The 19,987-nt window shown below is 73.6% G+C and carries 21 protein-coding genes; 11 read left to right on the top strand and 10 right to left on the bottom strand.

Features of this window, described 5'->3' with window-relative positions:
- Positions 1-90 precede the first annotated feature (90 nt).
- A complete protein-coding gene (locus tag ACZ516_RS13930; RefSeq protein WP_469010248.1) occupies positions 91-663 on the top strand; it encodes a PadR family transcriptional regulator in 573 nt (190 codons plus the stop codon).
- Positions 664-672: 9 nt separating this feature from the next.
- Here the strand turns inward: ACZ516_RS13930 and ACZ516_RS13925 are convergent, their stop codons facing one another.
- The 4 genes from ACZ516_RS13925 to dhaK all read right to left on the bottom strand — a co-directional run bounded on the left by ACZ516_RS13925 (position 673) and on the right by dhaK (position 4,019).
- The gene (locus tag ACZ516_RS13925) at positions 673-1,659 is read right to left on the bottom strand and encodes a fibronectin type III domain-containing protein (protein ID WP_469010247.1); all 987 of its coding nucleotides are present in this window, start codon (positions 1,657-1,659) and stop codon (positions 673-675) included.
- A 206-nt stretch (positions 1,660-1,865) separates the two neighbouring features.
- Entirely contained in the window at positions 1,866-2,276 is a 411-nt protein-coding gene (locus tag ACZ516_RS13920) for a PTS sugar transporter subunit IIA domain-containing protein (RefSeq protein ID WP_469010246.1), read from the bottom strand.
- Positions 2,269-2,889: a dihydroxyacetone kinase subunit DhaL gene (dhaL, locus tag ACZ516_RS13915; RefSeq protein WP_469010245.1), complete on the bottom strand. Its 621-nt coding sequence runs from the start codon at positions 2,887-2,889 to the stop codon at positions 2,269-2,271. Before dhaL ends, ACZ516_RS13920 begins: the two co-directional genes overlap by 8 nt.
- A 137-nt stretch (positions 2,890-3,026) precedes the next feature.
- The gene (gene dhaK / locus ACZ516_RS13910; protein WP_469010243.1) at positions 3,027-4,019 is read right to left on the bottom strand and encodes a dihydroxyacetone kinase subunit DhaK; all 993 of its coding nucleotides are present in this window, start codon (positions 4,017-4,019) and stop codon (positions 3,027-3,029) included.
- Between the two features lie 213 nt (positions 4,020-4,232).
- On the opposite strand from dhaK, the gene ACZ516_RS13905 reads away from it, so the two are divergent.
- Positions 4,233-4,895 (top strand): hypothetical protein, encoded by a 663-nt coding sequence (locus ACZ516_RS13905; RefSeq protein WP_469010242.1) that lies wholly within the window; start codon positions 4,233-4,235, stop codon positions 4,893-4,895.
- Between the two features lie 71 nt (positions 4,896-4,966).
- On the opposite strand, the gene ACZ516_RS13900 is transcribed toward ACZ516_RS13905, so the two are convergent.
- Positions 4,967-5,575, bottom strand: a complete 609-nt coding sequence (locus ACZ516_RS13900; protein ID WP_469010241.1) for a hypothetical protein — start codon at positions 5,573-5,575, stop codon at positions 4,967-4,969.
- 26 nt (positions 5,576-5,601) lie between these two features.
- Between ACZ516_RS13900 and ACZ516_RS13895 the strand changes: the two genes are divergently transcribed.
- From ACZ516_RS13895 to ACZ516_RS13885, 3 genes are all read left to right on the top strand, one after another.
- A complete protein-coding gene (locus ACZ516_RS13895; protein ID WP_358578696.1) occupies positions 5,602-6,291 on the top strand; it encodes an ABC transporter permease in 690 nt (229 codons plus the stop codon).
- Complete coding sequence (locus tag ACZ516_RS13890) at positions 6,288-6,968, top strand: ABC transporter permease (RefSeq protein WP_469010238.1); 681 nt, start codon at positions 6,288-6,290, stop codon at positions 6,966-6,968. Before ACZ516_RS13895 ends, ACZ516_RS13890 begins: the two co-directional genes overlap by 4 nt.
- A gap of 149 nt (positions 6,969-7,117) precedes the next feature.
- Complete coding sequence (locus tag ACZ516_RS13885; protein WP_469010490.1) at positions 7,118-8,095, top strand: ABC transporter substrate-binding protein; 978 nt, start codon at positions 7,118-7,120, stop codon at positions 8,093-8,095.
- Between the two features lie 80 nt (positions 8,096-8,175).
- On the opposite strand, the gene ACZ516_RS13880 is transcribed toward ACZ516_RS13885, so the two are convergent.
- The 4 genes from ACZ516_RS13880 to ACZ516_RS13865 are packed head-to-tail and all read right to left on the bottom strand — an operon-like array spanning position 8,176 to position 12,263.
- Positions 8,176-9,339: an ABC transporter ATP-binding protein gene (locus ACZ516_RS13880; RefSeq protein ID WP_358698714.1), complete on the bottom strand. Its 1,164-nt coding sequence runs from the start codon at positions 9,337-9,339 to the stop codon at positions 8,176-8,178.
- A 22-nt stretch (positions 9,340-9,361) separates the two neighbouring features.
- Positions 9,362-10,009, bottom strand: a complete 648-nt coding sequence (locus tag ACZ516_RS13875) for a LutC/YkgG family protein (RefSeq protein ID WP_469010236.1) — start codon at positions 10,007-10,009, stop codon at positions 9,362-9,364.
- The gene (locus ACZ516_RS13870) at positions 10,006-11,505 is read right to left on the bottom strand and encodes a LutB/LldF family L-lactate oxidation iron-sulfur protein (RefSeq protein ID WP_469010234.1); all 1,500 of its coding nucleotides are present in this window, start codon (positions 11,503-11,505) and stop codon (positions 10,006-10,008) included. Before ACZ516_RS13870 ends, ACZ516_RS13875 begins: the two co-directional genes overlap by 4 nt.
- Positions 11,502-12,263 (bottom strand): (Fe-S)-binding protein, encoded by a 762-nt coding sequence (locus ACZ516_RS13865; RefSeq protein ID WP_469010232.1) that lies wholly within the window; start codon positions 12,261-12,263, stop codon positions 11,502-11,504. Before ACZ516_RS13865 ends, ACZ516_RS13870 begins: the two co-directional genes overlap by 4 nt.
- Before the next feature lie 284 nt (positions 12,264-12,547).
- Between ACZ516_RS13865 and ACZ516_RS13860 the strand changes: the two genes are divergently transcribed.
- Positions 12,548-13,849: an alpha/beta fold hydrolase gene (locus ACZ516_RS13860; RefSeq protein ID WP_469010231.1), complete on the top strand. Its 1,302-nt coding sequence runs from the start codon at positions 12,548-12,550 to the stop codon at positions 13,847-13,849.
- A gap of 70 nt (positions 13,850-13,919) precedes the next feature.
- The gene (locus ACZ516_RS13855; protein ID WP_358578714.1) at positions 13,920-14,687 is read left to right on the top strand and encodes a PIG-L deacetylase family protein; all 768 of its coding nucleotides are present in this window, start codon (positions 13,920-13,922) and stop codon (positions 14,685-14,687) included.
- A 109-nt stretch (positions 14,688-14,796) separates the two neighbouring features.
- On the opposite strand, the gene ACZ516_RS13850 is transcribed toward ACZ516_RS13855, so the two are convergent.
- Positions 14,797-15,834: an NAD(P)/FAD-dependent oxidoreductase gene (locus ACZ516_RS13850; protein WP_469010229.1), complete on the bottom strand. Its 1,038-nt coding sequence runs from the start codon at positions 15,832-15,834 to the stop codon at positions 14,797-14,799.
- A gap of 118 nt (positions 15,835-15,952) precedes the next feature.
- Here ACZ516_RS13850 and ACZ516_RS13845 point away from each other — a divergent pair, with 118 nt between their 5' ends.
- From ACZ516_RS13845 to ACZ516_RS13830, 4 genes are read left to right on the top strand one after another with little or no spacing between them, the layout of a single operon-like run.
- Positions 15,953-16,627: a helix-turn-helix domain-containing protein gene (locus tag ACZ516_RS13845; RefSeq protein ID WP_469010228.1), complete on the top strand. Its 675-nt coding sequence runs from the start codon at positions 15,953-15,955 to the stop codon at positions 16,625-16,627.
- A gap of 45 nt (positions 16,628-16,672) precedes the next feature.
- Complete coding sequence (locus ACZ516_RS13840) at positions 16,673-17,641, top strand: NADPH:quinone oxidoreductase family protein (RefSeq protein ID WP_469010226.1); 969 nt, start codon at positions 16,673-16,675, stop codon at positions 17,639-17,641.
- Positions 17,638-18,825: an acyl-CoA dehydrogenase family protein gene (locus tag ACZ516_RS13835; protein WP_469010224.1), complete on the top strand. Its 1,188-nt coding sequence runs from the start codon at positions 17,638-17,640 to the stop codon at positions 18,823-18,825. The genes ACZ516_RS13840 and ACZ516_RS13835 overlap by 4 nt, the downstream gene beginning before the upstream one ends.
- Entirely contained in the window at positions 18,822-19,913 is a 1,092-nt protein-coding gene (locus ACZ516_RS13830) for an acyl-CoA dehydrogenase family protein (protein WP_469010223.1), read from the top strand. The genes ACZ516_RS13835 and ACZ516_RS13830 overlap by 4 nt, the downstream gene beginning before the upstream one ends.
- Positions 19,914-19,987: the final 74 nt, after the last annotated feature.

Below are 19,987 nucleotides of genomic sequence, written 5' to 3'. Positions count from 1 at the left end.
CCATGGCCGGGGCATAGTCATCAATCTGACTAGTCAGAACGATGACTATGATGGGGGTGCGAGGCGGCGGAAGGGAAGGGGATCCGGGCGATGGCTCTGCGGCACGCGGTGCTCGCGGCACTGCTGGACGGCGAGTACAGCGGCTATCAGCTGGCCAAGGGCTTCGACATCGGCGTGGCCAACTTCTGGCACGCGCTGCCCCAGCAGCTCTACGCCGAGCTGGCCAAACTGGAGGCGGACGGCCTGGTCCACGGCCGGGAGGTCGTCCAGGAGGGCCGCCCCAACAAGCGGCTGTTCCGCGTCACCGACGAGGGCCTCGCCGAGATGGAGCGCTTCGCCGCGCGCGCCGCCAAGCCGTCCTTCATCCGCGACGACCTGCTCGTCAAGGTGCAGGCCGTCGACGGCATCGCCGCGGCGCCGGTGATCGGGCAGCTCATCGAGCGGGCCCAGGTGGCCGACGCCAAGATCGAGGTGCTCGAAAAGCTCCTGGTGAGGCTGCGCGGCGGCCTCGACGAGGACGAGTTCCTGCGCACCGGCGACCGCGTCGGCCCCTATCTGACCTGCCTGCGCGGCCTCGCCTTCGAGCGCGAGTCCCGCGACTGGTGCCGGCGCGCGGCGGCCCTGCTGGGCGCACGGGCGGCCGCCGCGCGAGCGGGAAGCTGAGCGCCGGGGTCAGCCCGTGGTGACGGTCCGCTCGGGCGAGTAGGCGCCCCACGTCCCGTCCGGCAGCTTGGGGCGGACCTGTATCCGGTGCCGCTCCCCGGCCTTCCTGCCGATGTAGAAGCTGTGGTCGGCCTTGTCCGTGGGCGCGGTGCCGCCGAAGACGAGCGAGGTGGCGGTGCGCCCGTCCAGCCGGATCTGGTACTCCGTCACGGCCCCGCCGGTACGCGGCGGCCGCCAGGACAGGTCGATGTAGTACGCCCCGTCGGCGCGGTGCGTCGCGGCGCGGAACGCCGTGGGCGCCGTGCCGCGCCCCGAGTCCTTGCCCGCGGCGGTCGTGAGGCGGAGCTTCGGTCCGGCGTCGGAGAAGTTGTCGGCGGCGTCGCGTGCCTTGACCGTGAAGGTGTAGTGGGTGCCGGGTCGCAGCCCCGTGACGAGCGTCGCAGTCTGCCCGCCGCCCACGCTGTGGATCTTCGAGGCGCCCTGATAGATCTCGTACGAGGCCACGCCCCGGTCGTCCGACGACTTGTCCCAGGTCAGCATTGCCGACCGGCTCCCCTCGGCCCGGCCGCGGAGCCGGGCGGGCGGGGTCGGCGGCTTGTGGTCGGCGGCGGCCGCGGCGGGCGTGGTGACGGACAGTCTCCTGCTGTCCGGGCTGACGTTCCCGTCGGCGTCGCGGGCGCGCACGGTGAAGGCGTACGTCGTCGCGGGCCGCAGGCCCACGATGTCCACCATGTGCTTGCCGCTCGGCACTTCCTTGACCTTCTTGGCGTCGCGGTACACCTCGTAGCCGGTGACGCCGGTGTCGTCGGTGGCCTGGTTCCACATGACGTGGGCGGTGGTGGCGCTGCCCGCCTGCACGGTGAGACCCCGGGGCGCGGCGGGGGGCGTGGTGTCGTGCCGCTCGTCCTGACCGCCCCGGGCGCAGCCGCCGAGGGCGGCACCCGCGACGACGGTCAGCAGCGCCAGGGAACCGGCCAACCGGGGGGTGCGGGGCATGGCGCTGCCTTCCACTCGACGGCACGGTCCGGACCGACCGCGGTGCCGGACGGGCCGCGTTGCTCCGGACCGACTGCATTGGTCCGGACCTATTTGACACAGGTGGTCGGGGGCACATCAAGAGGTGCGGCGCACGTATCTGACGCACACTTCGGCTCTCACGCACACTTCGGCCGCTCTCAAGGGCACGCCCGGTCGTGGGCGGCTCACACCTTGCGGTAGGCGTACGCCTCGGTGGCCGCCGCCTCGACCGCCGCGAGGTCGGCGCCCGCCGACGCGGTCACCACGGCCGCCACCGCGCCCTCCACGAAGGGGGCGTCCACCAGGCGTGCGCCGACGGGCAGCGCGTCGCCCTCCGCGAGCAGGGCCTTCACGGTGAGGACGGCGCTGCCGAGGTCGGCGAGGATCGCGATCCCCGCGCCGCGATCGACCCGCGCGGCGGCCGCGGAGACCGACTCCGCGCTCGTCCCGAGGCCGCCGTCCGGGGCCCCTCCCGCGGCGGCCACCGAAGCGGTGGCGCCGCCCTGGGCGAGGCCCGTGGCGAGAGCGGCGACCGCCTCCGCGACGGGGCCGCTGTGCGACACGAGGACGATGCCGACGAGCGCGCCGTCAGGCACGGCCCGCTCCCGCCGTGCCCTGCGCGGTCTGCGCCAGCGCCTCGAAGAGCAGCGCCGAGGACGTCGCGCCCGGGTCCTGGTGCCCGACGCTGCGCTCGCCCAGATAGCTGGCCCTGCCCTTGCGCGCCCGCAACGGCACCGTCGCGACCGCGCCCTGACGGGCCGCCGCCAGCGCCGCGTCGAAGGAGGTGCCGAGCGCGTCCACCCCGGGGACGAGGGCGTCCAGCATCGTCTTGTCGCCGGGCGCGGCACCGCCGAGCGCGGCGACGGCGTCGACGCCGGTGCGCAGGGCCGCGGCGAAGGCGGCCTCGTCGACCTCGACGGCGTCGCCGAGGGCCTTGCCGGTGTGGCGCAGCAGCGTGCCGTACAGCGGCCCCGACGCGCCGCCCACGGCCGAGATCAGCTCCCGTCCCGCCAGCGTGAGGACACCGCCCACCGTGGCGGGCGACTCCTTCTCCAGGGCCGCCACGACGGCGGACAGGCCGCGCCGCAGATTGCCGCCGTGGTCGGCGTCACCGATGGGCGAGTCCAGCTCGGTGAGCCGGGCCGCCTCACGGTCGACGGCCGCGGCGGCGTTCGTCAGCCAGCGGCGGAAGAAGTCGACGTCGAGCACGGGTTCTCCTCTGCTTGAGCGGCGATACGGCTGCCCGACCGGGTGGAGCGGCACGGCTGCTCGATCAGGCCTGGTCCCAGGGTGCACGGCCGGGCGGGCGGGCGCACGGGCACGGGTGGGCCGCGGCCCTCGGAGGGTCAGACGCCCCACCGCAGCGCGGCCGTGCGCGCCGGCGCGTCCCACAGCCGCAGCAGCTCCTCGTCCACCTGGCACAGCGTCACGGACGCCCCGGACATGTCCAGCGAGGTCACGTAGTTGCCGACGAGCGTGCGCGCCACCGCCACGCCCCGCTCCACGAGCACGCGCTGCACCTCGGCGTTGAAGCCGTACAGCTCCAGGAGCGGAGTGGCCCCCATGCCGTTGACCAGCACGAGTACGGGATTGCGCGGGCGCAGATCGTCCAGTACGGCGTGCACGGCGAAGTCGGCGATCTCGCGGGAGGTCATCATCGGACGCCGCTCGCGCCCCGGCTCCCCGTGGATCCCGATGCCCAGTTCCAGCTCCCCGGCGGGCAGGTCGAAGGTGGGGCCGCCCTTGGCCGGCGTGGTGCACGCGCTGAGGGCGACCCCGAAGCTGCGCGCGTTCTCGTTCACCCGCCGGGCGATCGCCTCGACCCGCTCCAGCGGCATGCCCGCGTCGGCCGCGGCGCCCGCCAGCTTCTCCACGAAGAGGGTGGCGCCGGTGCCGCGGCGCCCCGCGGTGTGGAGACTGTCGGTGACGGCCACGTCGTCGTCGACGAGCACCTTCGCCACCTGCACGCCCTCGTCCTCGGCCAACTCGGCGGCCATGTCGAAGTTGAGCACGTCGCCCGTGTAGTTCTTCACCACGAACAGCACGCCCGCGCCGCTGTCCACGGCGGCCGCGGCCCGCACCATCTGGTCCGGCACCGGCGAGGTGTAGACCTCCCCGGGGCAGGCGGCCGACAGCATCCCCGGTCCCACGAACCCCCCGTGCAACGGCTCGTGCCCCGAGCCGCCGCCCGAGACGAGGGCGACCTTCCCTTCGACGGGGGCGTCCCTGCGGACGATCACGCGGTTCTCGACGTCGACCGTCAGCTCCGGGTGCGCCGCGGCCATGCCGCGCAGCGCGTCGGCGACGACTGTCTCGGGAACATTGATCAGCATCTGCATGAGGGACCTCCTGATGAGACGGCGACTGCCTCGAACGGTATACGCGGGTCGGCCGAAAGCAGCAGGCGCTCACCGGCGCACACCCGCGTCGCGCCCTTCCCCGCGACCGCCCCTCGTGCTCCCGCCCGACGCGCCGGGCCATGGACCGGGCCGCCCTCCGCGCGGAGGGTTGACGGTGCGTCACTTACGGCACCTTCGACCCGGGAGACGCCCGTGATCCACATCAGTGAGTCCCTCGTACTGCAGAGCGTCGAGGGCTTCCTCACCCGCGAGGAGCTGGCGTCCCTGAGCAAGATCATGGACGCCGATCCGCACCTCGCGGACTGGAGCCCGCGCTCCCGGGCGGAGGTCGTGGCGGTGCCGCCGCAGGCCGAGGAGATCCTCCGGCACGCCACCGCCAGGGCGATGCCGGCCCTGCGCCGCGCCATTCCGTCCCTCCGCTCCGCCGCCCCCTGGGGCTACACCGAGCTGACGGCCGGCCGCTGCGTGCCCACGCACGTCGACGGCATCCCGGACCCGGAGGCCGAGCACTGCCGCCTCGGCAGGATCGGCGTCCTACTGGAGGAGGCCGACAGCGGGGGCGAGTTCTACGTCGAGACCACGGCCGACGACAGCGTCTGGAGCGGACAGGTGGTGGGCGAGAAGGAGAACTTCCTGCCGGGAACCCCGCTGACCAGGAGCATGCCGCACGCCTCCGGGCCCGCGAGCGGCCCGCACCACGGCGTGCCCGGATGGCTGGCCGACGCGGATCGCACCCGGTGGGTGACGGACGTCGGAGCGGGCGTCGCCCTCGCCTACGGCGCCCAGGTCATCCACGGGGTGCGGCCGGTGCGCGGCGGCCGGCTGCGGAAGTTCGTCACGGACCTGCTGACCTGACCGGGCTCCGGCACGGGCCTCACCGGGGCCGCCCTCCGCGCCGGGTGACTGCCGGGTGACTGCGGGGGCCCTCAGGCCGGTCGGACGGCGGTCACCAGCAGGGCCGCACTGAGCAGGCGTACGGCGCCGTCGCGTTCGTAGAGGCGCAGGATCTCGGTGAGCCGGTGCCGGGCGCGCTCCCGCGTCCGCGGCGGTACCTGGCCCATCAGATGGCGTCCCGGGCCGCTGTCCAGGAGGAAGCCCGCGGCGTCGGCGGCGTCCCGCCCCCAGGTGCCGTACGCCTCCACGCGCGTCGCCGCGATCTCCGCGAACCCAGCGGCGGACAGTAGCCCGCGTGTCCTGTCCACGTCCGCCAGGGAGAACATGCCCGGCCCGCCCGGCTTGCCGAAACCGCCGACGGGGAGCAGGTCGCCCAACCCGGCGAAGGCCCGCAGCCATTCGTTGTCCTCGGCGTACGCGCCGCAGACGAACGCCGCGCGCCCGCCGGGGCGCAACGCGCACCCGATGTTGGCGAAGGCGGCCACCGGGTCGGCGAAGAACAGCACGCCGTAGCGGCTGATCGGCGTACGGAAGGTGCCCGCCCGGAAGACCCGGATGGCCTGGAGGTCCGGGAGGGGTCGGCGAGGGTGTGGCAGGCGTCGGCGTGCCCGCCCGTTCGGGTCACCAGAACGCGCCGTCACCCGCCGCCCCGGCCTTCAATGGACGGGTGACCGCGCCTCCCGACGACTGCCTCGCGCGCAACGAATGGATCTGCGGCGAGTATCTGAGCACCCGCCGCCAGATCATCGTCGACGCGGTCGTCCAGCATCTCCAGCTGACCGCGCTCTCCGTCGCGCTCGCGCTGGTCGTCGCCGTGCCGCTCGCCGTCCTCGCCCGCCGCTGGTCGTGGGCGGCGGGCCCGGTCCTCGCGCTCACCACGGTCCTCTACACCATCCCCTCGCTCGCGATGTTCTCGCTGCTGCTGCCGGTGTACGGCCTCTCCGCGTCGCTCGTCGTCGCGGGACTCGTCCTGTATTCGCTCACCCTGCTCGTCCGCAACATCCTCGCCGGGCTGCGAGCCGTCCCCGAGGACACCCGGCAGGCCGCACGCGGCATGGGGTACGGCCCGATCCGGCTCCTGCTCACCGTCGAGATGCCCCTCGCGCTGCCCGCCGCCATGGCCGGGGTGCGCATCGCCATGGTCTCCGCCGTCTCCCTGGTCACCGTGGGCGCCATCGTCGGCTTCGGCGGGCTCGGCAACCTCATCTACGCGGGCATGAACACCTACTTCAAGGCCCAGGTGCTCACCGCCTCCGTGCTCTGCGTCGTCATCGCCGTAGCCGCCGATCTGCTGCTCCTCGGCGTGCAGCGCCTCCTCACCCCCTGGGAGAGAGCCGCCCGGACGGCCCGCCCATGAACACCCTCGGCGACGCCTGGGCGTGGCTCACCGACCCGGCGCACTGGGCCGGCGACGACGGCATCTGGCACCGGCTCACCCAGCACCTCGTCCTCACCCTCGCCTGCCTGCTGATCAGCTGCCTCATCGCCCTGCCGGTCGCGCTCGTCCTCGGCCACCTCGGCAAGGGCGGCGCGCTCGCCGTGAACCTCTCCAACGTCGGCCGCGCCGTGCCCACCTTCGCCGTGCTCGTCCTGCTCCTGCTGACCCCGCTCGGCAAGTGGGGCGACGGCCCGACCGTCGTCGCCCTCGTGCTCTTCGCCGTGCCCCCGCTGCTCACCAACGCCTACGTCGGGATGCGCGGTGTGGACCGGGGTGTCGTGCAGGCGGCGCGCGGCATGGGGATGACGGGACGCCAGATGCTGTGGCGCGTCGAACTGCCGCTCGCACTGCCCCTGGTGCTGAGCGGCGTCCGCATCGCCGCCGTCCAGCTCGTCGCGACCGCCACCATCGCCGCGCTCGCGGGCGGCGGCGGCCTCGGCCGGATCATCACCGCCGGGTTCAACCTCGCGAGCACCCCGCAGGTGGTGGCGGGCGCCGTGCTCGTCGCCGTGTTCGCGCTGCTCGTCGAGGGGGTCTTCGAGGTGGCCGAGCGGATCGCGCCCGGGTGGACGCGGGGTCGCGGGAGCGCCGGGTGAGACGGGTGAGACGGGCGCGTCGGATGCTGCGGGCGCACGCGATGCCACCGGCGCACGGGATGCCACAGGCGCACCGGGTGCCACAGGCGCTCCAGGTGCCACCGGCGCTTCGGGTGCCGCGGGGGTACTGGATGCGGCTGGGGCACCGGATGTGGCGGGGGCGCCCCCGAGCGCGGCGGGCGTGGTCCGTGCGGCCCGGAGCCGCCGTGGGGGCCGCCCTGCTCGTGCTGGTGGCGGGCTGCGCGTCCGGGCCCTCGCTGGAGAACCGGGGCGAGGTGACGGCACCGCCCGGCGACAGCAAGAACCTCGTCGTCGGCTCGGCGGGCTTCACCGAGTCCGACCTGCTCGCCCAGATGTACGCGCTGCTGCTGCACAAGGCCGGCTACGGCACACGGATCCTCTCCGTCGCCAACCGGGAGCTCTACGAACCCGCCCTGGAGTCCGGCCAGATCGACGTCGTCCCCGAGTACGCGGCCACGTTCGCGGACTGGCTGAACGCCAAGAAGAACGGCGCCGGCGCGCCGCCCGTCGGCTCACCCGACCTCGCCACCACGATGAAGGCCCTGCGCCGGCTCGCCGCGCCGCGCGGCCTGACCGTCCTGGACCCCGGCAAGGCGGTGGACCAGAACGCCTTCGCCGTCGCCGCCCCGTACGCCGCCCGGCACCGCCTGAAGACGCTCGGCGACCTCGGCAGGTCCGGCCTGAAGGTGCGCCTGGCCGCGGGCGACGAATGCGTCCAGCGCCCCTACTGCGCCCCCGGCCTCAAGAAGGTCTACGGCATCGACCTCACCGGCGTCGACCCCAAGGGCGTCGGCACGACCCAGGCCAAGAAGGCCGTCCAGAGCGGACAGGACCAGATGGTGCTCACCACGTCCACGGACGCCACCCTCGACGACTTCGGCCTCGTGCTCCTGGAGGACGACAAGCACCTGCAGAACGCCGACTACATCGTGCCCGTGGTCAACCGCTCCCAGGCGGGCAGCGAGGGCGTCGCGGCCGCGCTGGGACGGCTCAACTCCGTCCTCACGACCGCCGACCTCGCTGCCATGAACGAACAGGTCGACAGCTGGCGGCGGCTGCCCCAGGACGTGGCACGGGCCTACTTGGAGGACAAGAGGCTGCTGTAGCGCCCGGAGAGGTGCGAGGAACCGCGCGACCAGCCGCAGGCGGCCAGTGGCGGCGCGAGACCGGCCGACCGGCGGCATGCCTACGCGTCGGCGACCGAGTCGAACTCCACCTCGTCGCGTGCCACGCCCTGCGCGTCCGCGTCCACCGAACGGCGCAGCGCCTCGTGCAGCTTCGCCGGGGTCAGTACGCCGAGGAAGCGCGCCCCGTCGAGAACCGCGACCCAGCCCGCGTCGTGCTGCAGCATCACCCCGAACGCCTGCTTGAGCGGGGCACCGACCGGCACCCAGGAGTTCATGCGGTGCGCCAGATCGCCCACCGTGCCCCCGGTACCGGCCAGCGCGACCTCGTCGACGCCCACCCAGCCGTGCAGATCACCGCCCGCGTCCAGGACGACCGCCCAGCGGGCCTCCTCCTCGCGCAGCCGCGCCGCCGCCTGCGCGGCCGGCTCGTCCAGGCGGGCGATCGGCGGCGCCTCCAGGTCGTCCGTCTGGATCTCGGTGACCGACAGCCGCTTCAATCCACGGTCGGCGCCCACGAACTCCGCGACATACGGCGTCCTCGGCGTCCCCAGCACCGCTCCCGGCGTATCGAACTGCTCGATGCGCCCCTTGCCGTACACCGCGATGCGGTCACCGAGCCGGACGGCCTCCTCGATGTCGTGCGTGACGAGCAGCACCGTCTTGCGCACGGCCGCCTGCATCCGCAGGAACTCGTCCTGCAACTGCTCCCGCACCACCGGGTCGACCGCCCCGAACGGCTCGTCCATCAGCAGCACCGGAGGATCGGCGGCCAGCGCCCGTGCCACCCCGACCCGCTGGCGCTGACCGCCCGAGAGCTGCTCGGGATAGCGGGAGCCGAAGGTCTTCGGGTCCAGGCCCACCAGGTCGAGCAGCTCCGCCGCGCGGGCCCGCGCGCGGGACTTCTTCCAGCCGATGAGCGCGGGGACGGTCGCCGTGTTGTCGAGGACCGTGCGGTGCGGGAACAGGCCGACCTGCTGGATGACGTAGCCGATGCGGCGGCGCAGGTGGACCGGGTCCACCTCGGCGATGTTCTCACCGTTGACGAAGATGCGGCCCGAGGTGGGCTCGATGAGGCGGTTCACCATCATCATCGTCGTGGTCTTGCCGCAGCCGGACGGCCCCACCAGCGTGACCAGTTCACCCTCGGCGACCTCGAAGGAGAGGTCGTCCACGGCCGTCGTGCCGTCCGGATAGCGCTTGGTCACCTGCTCGAACCGGATCATGTCCTCACGCTAGCCGCGCCCGTCACTCACCGCTCACCAACACCACCTCCAGGGTGCGCGGCCCGTGCACTCCCTCGACCCGGTCCAGCTCGATGTCGCTGGTCGCGGAGGGCCCCGAGATCCAGGTGAGCGGCCGGGCCGGGGCCAGCCGTTCGAGGGCCTGCGGCACGGACGAGACGACCTGGTCCGGCACGCGGACGACGCAGATGTGGTGGTCGGGGACGAGGGTGATGCGGCGTCGCCCCTGGTCCGGGGAGCCGTCCAGGACGAGCGTGCCGGTCTCGGCGACGGCGACCGCGCAACCGGTGACGACGCTGTCCACCCGGTCCAGTTCCCGCGCGGTGCTCGCCGCCCGATCGCCGACGAGGGTGACGTCTCCGGCCTCCAGCCAGTACGGAGGGAGGCCCGGCGGCACGAGGACGGTCCGCGAGCCGCGCCCCGCGAGCAGGCGCGCCAGCAGTGGGGGCAACTGGGCGTCGGCGCACCGGTGAACGAGCGCGCGGTAGTCCGCCAGATTCTCCGCGAGCAGGTCGACGGTCTGCGCGACAGTGCGCCCGCCGTGCTCCCGCAGATACGAGCGCTCCACCGCCCGCTCGTACGGGGTGTCGTCGGCCGGCACATCGGCCAGTGCCCGCCGCACCCGGCCCAGGATCCGGTCCCTGCTGCTCACCCGGCGTTCCCCTCGGTCGTGCCTTCACTCGTGCCGCCCCGCGTGCGCTGCCACCAGTCGCGGAACGGCTCCGGGGGAACCTTCGGCAGCTCCCGCGTGGCGCTCCAGGCCCGCCCGGGGCCCGGCAGCGTACGCGGATGGAACCGGCGGGTGCGGGAGGCGAGGCGCTGGCCGAGCCGGAGCACCCCCGGGCGGGCGAAGGCCAGACCTGCCGCGCGCATCGCGGCCCGCTCCGCCGCGTGCCCCTTCGCCGGCTTCAGCGTCACCTTCACCCCGCGCCGGGTGACCTCACCGCCCTGCACGACGCGCTCCCTCAGATGCACGAGGACCTCGGGGATGTCGATGGCGACGGGACAGACCTCGTAGCAGGCGCCGCAGAGCGAGGAGGCGTAGGGCAGGGAGGCGTCGATCTCGCTGCCGGTGCCCCGCAGCTGGGGGCTGAGGATGGCGCCGATGGGCCCCGGGTAGACCGAGCCGTACGCGTGACCGCCCGCCCGCTCGTACACCGGGCAGACGTTCAGGCACGCCGAGCAGCGGATGCAGCGCAGTGCCTGGCGCCCGACCTGGTCGGCGAGGGTGTCGGTGCGGCCGTTGTCGAGCAGGACCAGGTGGAAGGTGCGCGGGCCGTCCTGGTCGGTGGTGCCGGTCCACATCGAGGTGTAGGGGTTCATGCGCTCGGCCGTGGCGGAGCGGGGGAGGGTCTGGAGGAAGACCTCCAGGTCGCGCCAGGTGGGGATGGTCTTCTCGATGCCGACGACGGAGATCAGCGTCTCGGGGAGGGTGAGGCACATGCGGCCGTTGCCCTCGGACTCCACGACGACCAGGGCGCCGGTCTCGGCGACCATGAAGTTCGCCCCGGAGATGCCGACCTTGGCGCGCAGGAACTTCTCCCGCAGATGCAGGCGGGCGGCCTCGGCCAGTTCGGCGGGGGTGTCGGTCAGTCCCTGTGGGGCGGGCCGGCCCCAGTCGGCCATCCTCTCGCGGAAGATGTCACGGATCTCGCCGCGGTTGCGGTGGATCGCGGGGACGAGGATGTGCGAGGGGCGGTCCTCGCCGAGCTGGACGATGAGCTCGGCGAGGTCCGTCTCGTAGGCGCGGATGCCCTGGGCCTCCAGCGCTTCGTTGAGCCCGATCTCCTGCGTCGCCATCGACTTGACCTTGACGACCTCCCGCTCGCCGGTCGCCACGACGAGGTCCGCCACGATCCGGTTCGCCTCGTCGGCGTCGGCCGCCCAGTGCACGGTGCCGCCGGCCCGGGTGACGGACTCCTCCAGCTGCACCAGATAGCGGTCGAGACGGCGCAGTGTGTGGTCCTTGATGCGCCGGCCCGCTTCGCGCAGCTCGGCCCAGTCCGCCAGCTCGGCCACGGCCTTGGCGCGCTTGTCGCGGATGGTGTGCGTCGCGTGCCGCAGGTTGGCGCGCAGGGTCTTGTCCCTCACCGCCTCGCGGGCCGCCTCGGGGAAGGCGGGCATGCCGACGAATGTGCCGCCGCTCATGACAGGGGCTCCTCTTCCGTGCTCGCCAGGATCTCCGCGATGTGGACGGGGCGCACCCCGCTCCTGAGCCGGGCCGTGGTGCCGCCGATGTGCATCAGGCAGGAGTTGTCGGCCGCGCACAGCACCTCGGCCCCGGTCGACTCGGCGTGCCGCACCTTGTCCGCGCCCATGGCCGCCGAGACGTCGGGGTTCTTCACGGCGAAGGTGCCGCCGAAGCCGCAGCACTCCTCGGCGCCGGGCAGCTCGACCAGTTCGAGTCCCTTCACCGCCTGGAGCAGCCGGGCGGGCCGCTCGTGCAGTCCAAGGCTCCGCAGGCCGTGACAGGTGGGGTGGTACGTCACCTTGTGCGGGTAATACGCCCCGACGTCCACGACACCGAGGACGTCGACCAGGAACTCGGTCAGCTCGAAGGTCTTGGGCACCACCGGCGCCAGCCGCCGCGCCAGAGCGTCACCCCGGCCCTCCGCGCGCGCCCGCTCGCCCATGCGGGGATACAGCTCGCGCACCATCGCCCCGCACGAACCGGACGGCGTCACGATCGCGTCATAGGCGTCCGAGCCGAAGACCTCGGAGAAGTGCCGGGCGAGCGGCTCCGCCTGATGGCGGTAGCCCGTGTTGTAGTGCGCCTGCCCGCAACAGGTCTGCGCCATCGGGAAGTCGACGTCGACTCCCAGCCTGGTCAGCAGCTTCACCACGGCACGGCCCGTGTCCGGATAGAGCGTGTCGTTGACACAGGTCAGGAACAGAGCGACTCGCATCGCGAGGTCCCCCTCCTTGGTCATCGGATGGATGCAGCGTACGCGGGGCGGAAATGGGGTGGGAGTCACCGGCGGTCAGTCGGCGCAGCCGGTGCGCGGTACGAAGGACCCCGACGGCCGCCTTATCCCCGCCCCGGAGCCCGGGAAGACCCGGTAGGTACCGGCAGCGGGAGGGGGCATGGGACCGTGCCGCACTCGGGGCAGGGGCCCGGCCGGCTCCCTGATGTGCTGGACTGGGGCACAAGACCAGCCTCGCAACCCCAGTGTCCAGTCCAGGAGCAGCCTTGACCGTCTCGTACCGCCAGCCGGGAGTCGTTCTCACCGACCGCCGCTTCAGTGTTCCGCTCGACCACGACGATCCGGCGGGGGAGCGGATAGAGCTCTACGCGCGCGAGGTGGTGCCCGCGGCGCGCGGTGGCGCGGAGCTGCCCTGGCTGGTGTATCTCCAGGGCGGCCCGGGGTTCGGGGCCACCCGCTTCCACGGCAGGGAGTCCTGGCTGGACCGCGCCCTGCGCGACTTCCGCGTCCTCCTCCTGGACCAGCGCGGCACCGGCAGCTCCACGCCCGCCAACCGCCAGACGCTGCCCCTGCGCGGCGGGCCGCGCGAACAGGCCGACTATCTCGCCCACTTCCGCGCCGACTCCATCGTCCGCGACTGCGAGGCGATCCGCCCCGAGGTGACGGGCGGCGCCCCCTGGACCGTCCTCGGGCAGAGCTTCGGCGGTTTCTGCGCCACGCACTACCTGTCGGTGGCGCCCGAAGGCCTGGTCGGCGCGCTCATCACCGGTGGGCTGCCGACCCTCGACGGCGACGCGGACGCCGTGTACCGCGCGGCCTACCCGCGGATGGCGCGCAAGAGCGCGGCGCATTACGCCCGTTACCCTCAGGACGTCGAGCGCGCCCGCCGCATCGCCGCGTATCTCGCCGAACACGAGCCGGTCCTGGCCGGCGGCTACAAGCTGACCGTTCCCGCCTTCCAGTCCCTCGGCATCCTGCTCGGCACGGGCGACGGCAGCCACCGCCTGCACTACCTCATGGAGGACGCCTTCGTGCGGACGCCTTCGGGGACCGCATTGAGCGACGCGTTCCAGGAGAACGTGCAGGCCCTCCTCTCGTACGCGGGCAACCCGCTCTACGCCGTGCTGCACGAGGCGATCTACGCCCAGGGGGAGCGGCCCACGGCCTGGGCGGCCGAGCGGGTGCGCGCCGAATTCCCGCGGTTCGACGCGGGCAAGACCCTCGCGGGCGACGAACCGCTGCTGTTCACCGGCGAGGCCGTGCAGCGCTGGATGTTCGACAGCGACCCGGCGCTGCGCCCGCTGCGCGAGAGCGCCGAGCTGATCGCCGCGCGGAGCGACTGGCCGCGCCTGTACGACGTGGACCGCCTCGCGGCGAACGAGGTGCCGGTCGCCGCCGCGATCTACCACGACGACCTGTACGTGGACACGGAGCACTCACTGAGCACCGCGCGCGCCGTGCGGGGGCTGCGCACCTGGGTCACGGACGAGTTCGAGCACGACGGCCTGCGGGTCGGCGGCCCGAGGGTCCTCGACCGCCTCCTGGCCCTCCTGCGCGGACAGGCGTGAGGAGCGGGACAGGGCGCTGACGGGCGCTGGGGGGACGGTCGTTGTCAGTGGTCTTGGCTAGGCTGCGATCATGACCGAGTCGCAGACCGCAGCCGAGGCCGCAGCGCCCGTCCAGCTCACCCCCATGCCCGAGGACTGGCAGCGCGCGCTCGCCGTCGTCGCGCACCCCGACGACCTGGAGTACGGCTGCGCGGCCGCCATCGCCGGCTGGACGGACGCGGGCCGCGACGTCGCCTACGTCCTGGCGACCCGCGGCGAGGCGGGCATCGACACGATCGACCCCGCCACCTGCGGCCCGCTGCGCGAGCGGGAGCAGCGGGCGAGCGCGGCCGTCGTCGGCGTCGAGACGGTGGAGTTCCTCGACCACAGGGACGGCGTCATCGAGTACGGCACGGCGCTGCGCCGTGACATCGCCGCCGCGATCCGCAGACACCGGCCCGAACTGGTCATCACGCTCAACCACCGCGACACCTGGGGCGGCGTCGCCTGGAACACCCCCGACCACGTCGCGGTGGGCCGCGCCACGCTCGACGCCGCGTCGGACGCGGGCAACCGCTGGATCTTCCCCGAGCTGATCGCGGAGCAGGGCCTGGAGCCCTGGAACGGCGTGCGGTGGGTCGCCGTCGCCGGTTCGGCGACACCCACGCACGCGGCGGACGCCTCGGCCGGGCTGGACCGCTCGGTGGCCTCCCTCCTCGAACACCGCACCTACATCGAGGCGTTGACGGACGAGGACCCGGAGAAGTACTGCCGCACGTTCCTGACGGGCAACGCCCAGGCGTTGGCGCCCCGGTTCGGCGGGAGGCCGGCCGTCGGCTTCGAGGTGTTCAGTCGCTGAGCCCCCGAGCCGGTAAGTCCCTTCAGGAGCCGAAGCCCACGCCGAAGCCGAAGCCCACGCCGAAGCCGAAGCCGAAGTCGAAGCCCACGCCGGAGCCGCCCCACCACCGCTACCGCGCCAGCCCATGTTCGCGGCCGCGCGCGACCACACGCGCCGCCGTCGCCTCCATCCCCGGCGAGAAGACGCCCGCCCGGCGCCGGGCCGCCCGCGCCTCGACGTCCGCCATGACCAGCTCGGCGTTGATCGTGACGCCGGCGCGGTAGCCGGCGGACGCCGCGTTGACCACCTGCTCCATGGGTCCCGCGGCGTTGCCCACCGCCCAGACGCCGGGGACGGTGGTGCGGCCCGTCTCGTCCACGGCCGGGTAGGGGCCGACCGGGGTCGGTCGCGTCTCGGTGCCGAGCGCGCTGAGCAGGCCGTCGCGCGGCACCGGCCGCGCGGCGACGAACAGGACGGAGCGGGGCACCACCCGGCCATCGGCCAGCCGCACGCCCGTCAGCCGGTCGTCCTCGACCTCCACGCCCGCGACCTCGCCCTCGACCACCGAGACGCCGGCCGCCGCGAGGCGCTCCCACTCCGCGTCCGGCAGCTCCCGCACGGCGTGCAGGAAGAGGGTCACGTCCTTGGACCACTGGGTGACGAGCAGCGCCTGGTGGCTGTTGAACGGCTCGGCGGCCAGCACGCCGAAGGCCTGGTCCCGCACCTCCCAGCCGTGGCAGTACGGGCAGTGCAGCACGTCACGGCCCCAGCGCCCGGCGACGCCCGGTACGGCGGGCGGCTCGTCCACCAGACCGGTGGCCAGCACGATCCGGCGCGCGTGCACGGCCCCGCCGTCCGCGAGCCGCACCCCGAACTCGCCCCGCCCGTCCGGCAGCACCTCGGCCACCCGGCCCCGCACCACCTCGACCCCGTACCGCGCCAGCTCCCGGCGCCCCTCGGCGAGGAACTCGGCGGGGGGCATGCCGTCCCGCGAGAGGTAACCCTGCATGTGCGCGGCGGGCGCGTTGCGCGGTGCGCCCGCGTCGACTACCAGGACCCGGCGGCGGGAGCGGCCGAGCACGAGCGCCGCGCTCAGCCCCGCCGCGCCACCTCCGACCACGACCACCTCGTACGCCTCGTTCCCCATCGCCCTGCTCCACGTGTTCATCCCGTCCTCCTTGAGCCTGTGCCTGCCTGCTGTCGCGGTGACTCAGACCATCGCTCGCAAGGCACGGAAATGACAAGGAGCATTGCTGTTTCGGCAAGCTGGGCGCCATGATGGAGGCATGAGTGAAGAGAGCGAAGTGCCGCAGGAGATGGTTCAGGTCCTCACCGAGGTCGGGCCCCGGCTGCGCCGCATCCGCAAGGAGCGCGGCGCCACGCTCGCGGGGCTCTCCGCCGTCACGGGCATCTCGGTCAGCACCCTGTCCCGCCTGGAGTCCGGCAACCGCAGGCCCAGTCTCGAACTGCTGCTGCCCATCGCCCGCGCCCACCAGGTCCCCCTGGACGAGCTGGTGGGCGCCCCACCGGTGGGGGACCCGCGCGTACGCGCCAAGCCGATCGTCCGGCACGGCCGCACGATGCTGCCGCTCACCCGCCAGCCCGGCGGCCTCCAGGCGTACAAGGTGATCGAACCCGCCCGCACGTCCCCGGCCCCCGACCCCCAGACCCACGAGGGGTACGAGTGGCTGTACGTCCTGTCCGGCAAGCTGCGGCTGATCCTCGGTGACCACGACGTACTGCTCGGCCCCGGCGAGGCGGCGGAGTTCGACACGCGCGTCCCGCACTGGTTCGGGGCCACGGGTGAAGGAGGCGCGGAGTTCCTCAGCCTCTTCGGGCCGCAGGGGGAGCGCATGCACGTACGGGCGCGCCCCTCGCGGAAGGGCACCGGCGATCAGGCACGCCCCTCGCGGAAGGACAAGGGCGACCAGCGGTTCCCCTCACGGCAAGCGACCGCTTAGTATGCGCACGAGCCAGGTCTACGACACCCCCCGTGGAGGCCCCGCATGCAGGCATGGCAAGTGCACGAGAACGGCGAGCCGGGCGAGGTGATGCGCCTCGCGGAGACGGACCGCCCGACGCCCGGCGAGGGGCAGGTGCTCCTGAAGGTCCGCGCCGCGAACATCAACTTCCCGGACGCCCTGCTCTGCCGCGGCCACTACCAGGTCAGGCCCCCGCTGCCCTTCACGCCGGGCGTGGAGATCTGCGGCGAGACCGAGGACGGGCGGCGCGTGCTCGCCAACCCCGCCCTGCCGTACGGCGGTTTCGCGGAGTACGCCGTCGCGGACGCCGCCGCCCTGCTGCCCGCGCCGGACGCGCTGGACGACGCCGAGGCCGCCGCCCTGCACATCGGCTACCAGACGGGCTGGTTCGGCCTGCACCGGCGCGCCCGCCTGGAGGAGGGCGAGACCCTCCTCGTGCACGCGGCGGCGGGCGGCGTCGGCAGCGCCGCCGTGCAGCTCGGCAAGGCGGCGGGCGCCAAGGTCATCGGCGTGGTCGGCGGCGCGGACAAGGCGCGGGTCGCGCGCGACCTCGGCTGCGACGTCGTGCTCGACCGGCGTACGGACGACATCGTCGCCGGCGTCAAGGAGGCCACCGGCGGCCGCGGTGCCGACGTGATCTACGACCCCGTGGGCGGTGACGCGTACACCAAGTCCGCCAAGTGCGTGGCCTTCGAGGGCCGGATCGTCGTCGTCGGCTTCGCGAGCGGCACCATCCCCTCGCCCGCGCTCAACCACGCCCTGGTGAAGAACTACGCGATCATGGGCCTGCACTGGGGCCTGTACAACACCAAGGACCCGCGCTCGATCGCGCGCTGCCACCAGGAGCTGACCGAACTCGCCGCCAAGGGCGCCATCAAGCCCCTGGTGAGCGAGCGCGTGCCGATGTCCGGCGCGGCCGCCGCCGTGCAGCGCGTGGCCGACGGCCTCACCACCGGACGCGTGACCGTCCTGCCGCACGGGGGTGCCGCATGACCGACGCCGCCGAACTGCGCACCCGTACCCGCGAGTTCCTCGCCGCGCACCCGCCCGCAACCACCGACCGCGCCGACTTCCTCAAGGCCCGCTTCGACGCCGGGCTCGCCTGGGTGCACTACCCCGAGGGCCTCGGCGGCCTCGGCGTGGCGCGCTCCCTGCAAGCCGTCGTGGACGCCGAGCTGGAGGACGCGGGCGCGCCCGACAACGACCCGCGCCGGATCGGCATCGGCCTCGGCATGGCCGCGCCGACCGTCCTCGGCTTCGGCACGGAGGAGCAAAGGCGCCGCTTCCTGCGGCCGTTGTGGACCGGTGAGGAGGTGTGGTGCCAGCTCTTCAGCGAGCCGGGCGCCGGCTCCGACCTCGCCGCGCTCGGCACCCGCGCCGTCCGTGACGAGGCGAGCGGCGACTGGATCGTCAACGGACAGAAGGTGTGGACCTCCAGCGCCCACACCGCCCGCTGGGCGATCCTCATCGCCCGCACCGACCCGGACGCGCCCAAGCACCGCGGCATCACGTACTTCGTGTGCGACATGAGCGACCCGGGCGTGGAGGTGCGGCCGCTGCGCCAGATCACCGGCGAGGCCGAGTTCAACGAGGTGTTCCTGACCGACGTGCGCATCCCCGACGCCCACCGCCTCGGCGCGGTCGGCGAGGGCTGGAAGGTCGCCCAGACCACGCTCATGAACGAGCGCGTCTCCATCGGCGGCATGCGCATCCCGCGCGAGGGCGGCATGATCGGCCCCGTCGCCAAGGCCTGGCGCGAGCGCCCCGAGCTGCGCACCCACGACCTCCACCAGCGCCTGCTGAAGCTCTGGGTCGACGCCGAGGTCGCCCGGCTCACCGGCGAGCGGCTGCGCCAGCAGCTCGTCGCCGGACAGCCCGGGCCCGAGGGCTCCGGCATGAAACTCGGCTTCGCCCGCCTCAACCAGGAGATCAGCGGCCTGGAAGTGGAACTCCTCGGCGAGGAGGGGCTGTTGTACGAGGACTGGACGATGCGCCGGCCCGAGCTGGTCGACTTCACCGGCCGCGACGCGGGCTACCGCTACCTGCGGTCCAAGGGCAACAGCATTGAGGGCGGGACCAGCGAGGTCCTGCTGAACATCGTCGCCGAACGCGTCCTCGGCCTGCCCTCCGAGCCGCGCACCGACAAGGACGTCGCCTGGAAGGACCTCGCGCGATGACTGATCTGCTGTACTCCGAAGAGGAAGAGGCACTGCGCTCCGCGGTGCGCGACCTGCTCGCCGACCACTGCGACGCCGCGTCCGTGCTGGCCCGCGCCGAGACCGCCGAGCCGCACGGCCGCGCGCTGTGGAAGGCCCTCGTCGACGGCATGGGCCTGGCCGGCCTGCTGGTCCCCGAGGAGCTGGGCGGCCAGGGAGCCACGCACCGCGAGGCGGCCGTGGTCCTGGAGGAGCTGGGCCGGGCCGTCGCCCCGGTGCCGTACCTGACCAGCGCGGTCGTGGCGACCGAGGCGCTGCTCGCCTGCGAGGGCGAGGCGGCGCGCGAACTGCTCGGCGCGCTCGCCTCCGGCCGCAGGATCGGCGTGCTCGCCATGCACCTGTCGCACGCTCACGGGGATACCCTGTTCCCGGTACGGGAGACGAGGGGCGCCCTGCACGGCCGGGTGACCGGCGTGGCGGACGCCGTCGTCGCCGACGTGCTCCTGGTGCCCACCGAGAGCGGGCTGCACGCGGTCGACACCGCCGACAGCGGCGTGGACGTCGTCCCCCAGACCTCGCTCGACCTGACGCGCCCCCTCGCGGCCGTCACCTTCGACGGGGCACGCGCGCGGCTCCTCGCCCCCGACGCCCGCTTCCCCGTCGGGCAAGGGCTGCGGGCCGGGGCGGGGCTCCTCGCCTCGGAGCAGCTCGGTGTCGCCGAGTGGTGCCTGACCGAGACCGTGCGGTACGTGAAGGAACGGCACCAGTTCAACCGGCCCGTCGGCTCCTTCCAGGCGCTCAAGCACCGCCTCGCCCAGCTCTGGCTGGAGGTCGTGAACACCCGCGCCGCCGCCCGCCACGCGGCGGACGCGCTGGCCACGGGCAGCGACGAACCCCACCTCGCGACGGCGGTGGCCCAGGCCTACGCGGCACCGGTGGCGGTGCGCGCCGCCGAGGAGGCGCTCCAGCTGCACGGCGGCATCGGCATGACCTGGGAGCACCCCGTCCACCTCTACCTGAAGCGGGCCAAGGCCGATTCCCTCGCCTACGGCACGGCCGGGCACCACCGCGCGGCACTGGCGGAACTGGTCGCGCTTCCGGCGCCCTGACCTGCGTATCCACTCCCGAAGAGATCGATGCAGCCCGCACGTACCGCGTGCGGGCTGCGGGTTTTCCACCCCTT

It is taken from the genome of Streptomyces sp. NPDC034037 (genome assembly GCF_055575715.1).
This window is presented reverse-complemented; position numbering and strand designations above follow the sequence as displayed.

What these genes read in the sequence shown, in the direction of transcription:
- ACZ516_RS13845 (WP_469010228.1), top strand. Translation starts at nt 15,953, where the DNA reads ATGAGTGAAGAGAGCGAAGTGCCGCAGGAGATGGTTCAGGTCCTCACC.
- ACZ516_RS13855 (WP_358578714.1), top strand. Translation starts at nt 13,920, where the DNA reads ATGACCGAGTCGCAGACCGCAGCCGAGGCCGCAGCGCCCGTCCAGCTC.
- ACZ516_RS13840 (WP_469010226.1), top strand. Translation starts at nt 16,673, where the DNA reads ATGCAGGCATGGCAAGTGCACGAGAACGGCGAGCCGGGCGAGGTGATG.
- ACZ516_RS13850 (WP_469010229.1), bottom strand. Translation starts at nt 15,834, where the DNA reads ATGAACACGTGGAGCAGGGCGATGGGGAACGAGGCGTACGAGGTGGTC.
- ACZ516_RS13925 (WP_469010247.1), bottom strand. Translation starts at nt 1,659, where the DNA reads ATGCCCCGCACCCCCCGGTTGGCCGGTTCCCTGGCGCTGCTGACCGTC.
- ACZ516_RS13890 (WP_469010238.1), top strand. Translation starts at nt 6,288, where the DNA reads ATGAACACCCTCGGCGACGCCTGGGCGTGGCTCACCGACCCGGCGCAC.
- dhaK (WP_469010243.1), bottom strand. Translation starts at nt 4,019, where the DNA reads ATGCAGATGCTGATCAATGTTCCCGAGACAGTCGTCGCCGACGCGCTG.
- ACZ516_RS13835 (WP_469010224.1), top strand. Translation starts at nt 17,638, where the DNA reads ATGACCGACGCCGCCGAACTGCGCACCCGTACCCGCGAGTTCCTCGCC.
- ACZ516_RS13880 (WP_358698714.1), bottom strand. Translation starts at nt 9,339, where the DNA reads ATGATCCGGTTCGAGCAGGTGACCAAGCGCTATCCGGACGGCACGACG.
- ACZ516_RS13865 (WP_469010232.1), bottom strand. Translation starts at nt 12,263, where the DNA reads ATGCGAGTCGCTCTGTTCCTGACCTGTGTCAACGACACGCTCTATCCG.
- ACZ516_RS13830 (WP_469010223.1), top strand. Translation starts at nt 18,822, where the DNA reads ATGACTGATCTGCTGTACTCCGAAGAGGAAGAGGCACTGCGCTCCGCG.
- ACZ516_RS13930 (WP_469010248.1), top strand. Translation starts at nt 91, where the DNA reads ATGGCTCTGCGGCACGCGGTGCTCGCGGCACTGCTGGACGGCGAGTAC.
- ACZ516_RS13870 (WP_469010234.1), bottom strand. Translation starts at nt 11,505, where the DNA reads ATGAGCGGCGGCACATTCGTCGGCATGCCCGCCTTCCCCGAGGCGGCC.
- ACZ516_RS13885 (WP_469010490.1), top strand. Translation starts at nt 7,118, where the DNA reads ATGTGGCGGGGGCGCCCCCGAGCGCGGCGGGCGTGGTCCGTGCGGCCC.